Source organism: Planktothrix sp. FACHB-1355, assembly GCF_014748295.1.
In the GTDB taxonomy this organism is placed as follows: Bacteria; Cyanobacteriota; Cyanobacteriia; order Cyanobacteriales; family Aerosakkonemataceae; genus Aerosakkonema; species Aerosakkonema funiforme_A.
The window spans coordinates 1-1829 of sequence record NZ_JACJUP010001292.1 but is presented as its reverse complement, the minus strand read 5'-3'; the positions used below and the strand labels follow the sequence as shown (position 1 = coordinate 1829).

2 protein-coding genes are annotated in these 1829 nt (G+C 47.2%); one reads left to right on the top strand and one right to left on the bottom strand.

Annotated features, from left to right (window positions below; genetic code table 11):
- Positions 1 to 19 precede the first annotated feature (19 nt).
- Positions 20 to 937, bottom strand: a complete 918-nt coding sequence (locus H6S82_RS31705; protein ID WP_190465227.1) for a metallophosphoesterase — start codon at positions 935 to 937, stop codon at positions 20 to 22.
- A 62-nt stretch (positions 938 to 999) separates the two neighbouring features.
- Here H6S82_RS31705 and H6S82_RS31700 point away from each other — a divergent pair.
- On the top strand, positions 1000 to 1829 hold an 830-nt coding region (locus tag H6S82_RS31700; RefSeq protein WP_191057382.1), incomplete at its 3' end, for a hypothetical protein.

Here is a 1829-nt window from a genome sequence, read left to right as displayed (position 1 = left end):
AAAATTATTAATAAATAAGTTAGCTCGAACGCAATTGAATTATTCCTTGATCGAAAACTTGATTATCGGTGTCGATCGCACTTACGGCTATGCGATCGGCATACACATCAAAAGCCGCAAAGCTGAGCTTACTGGCAGAATACTCCGTCCATTCAGATCGCCCGACAGGTCGAGTTCCCGCACCTCCGCCACAAATTAAATAAGTCGTACCGTCGATCGATCGACTGCGCTCATAATGGTGGTCGTGTCCGTTAATATAAAGTTGAACGCGGTACTTTTGAAACAGAGGCGTCAGCATCTTAATAAAAGGTTGATTTACCCCATAATGACCGGAAGAATAAATTTGATGATGACCGAACACAACTTTCCAAGGCGCATCGCTGCCATTTAATTCTTTTTCTAACCAAGGCAATTGCTTTGACCAGTCAGCATTGCCATTCGTATCTAAAGCAAAAAATTGCACGGCATCGCGACGAAAAGTATAGTAGCGTCCTTGCATATTAAAACCGGGATACTTAACTTGAGCGTCACCATTATCAGTAACGATATCGTGATTACCCAAACAAGCGTGAAATTTTACTCCCCGTTGCAACAAAGACTGATACGGTTGTTCAAAAACAGCGCCAATTTTGGCAATTTCACCAAAGTTGTAAATATTATCGCCAGCCAAAAGCACCAAGTCATAGGGATTTTCGCGGAGATAGTTACTCATTGCCTCAGCCACGGCATACTGACTTCTAGTGCCGGTGCCGGTATCTGCCACGGAGACAAAACGCAGTAGCGGCTGTTGTGCGGGTATAATTACTGGTTCGGAAGCTAGTGCGGGAGTAATACCAGCGCCTTCACCCTCACGATGTTCGAGTGCGTTCCACAAAAAACTTAATCCGAAGCCGCTCAGGCTGCCGAAAATGAGAAAATGACGACGTTTGAGACTCATAGCTAAATTGACTGGCTCAATAGTGGCTCAAAAGCAGAATAGCAAAAGTGGTAGATTAGGCTGTGACAACAGGATTACAATATAGCCTGCGGGAGATTCGATCGACCCAATCGAGCCTGGAAAGCCCTGCCATTAGAGAAAATTCGATGTCACAGGAACAGCCACAGCAACCAGAGCCAAAAAAACAGACACCTCCAACACCGACGCCGAAAGGTCAGTCTGGAGAGGCGTTGCAGAAGGTGACGCAAACGCTTCAGCAAACCTGGAGTAGAGTCCAACCCGTTCTCAAAACCCAAAGCGCCAATGCTTTGCGCGGCATTGCAAATTTGCTGTCAGGAACGGGGAAGAAACAGGAGATAAAACCTCCTACTTCACCCCAAACACCACCCACGCCGGAAGGGACGGCTACGCCGACGAGGGGGACAAAAACTCCCGGTTTCCAGTCAGCAGCGCCAACTCAGAGTTTCACGGCGAAATTGGCAGTATTTTTAACTAATCTTCCGGTGTGGTGGAAAGCTGCCTTGGGGAAAATTCGCAGCCGACTGCCGGCGTCTGTAAATCAGAAACTGCCTAACGATACGATTTTAAGTGGTGCGATCGCCGCTCTCTTCATTTTGCTATTTTGGGCAACTTCTGTGCTTTCACCGGCAAACCCACCCCAAATTGCGGAAGTTCCATCCCCAAGTCCAATAGAACCAACGGAAGTAGCAGCACCACCTATAGAGACACCAGCAGAACTGTCAGCACCTTCGCAGCCGGAATCGGTGGCAATTATTCCACCACCACCCCCAGTTTTAACTCCAGAGCAGAACTTGATCGCAGCTATTCAAAATCAAGTTGCGGATATCACCAGTCAATATGCTGATGGATTGATTGAGTCGATTCAAGCTAA

Bases quoted from the DNA above. Each gene is read 5' to 3' on its own strand.
- H6S82_RS31705 (WP_190465227.1), bottom strand. From the start codon at position 937: ATGAGTCTCAAACGTCGTCATTTTCTCATTTTCGGCAGCCTGAGCGGC.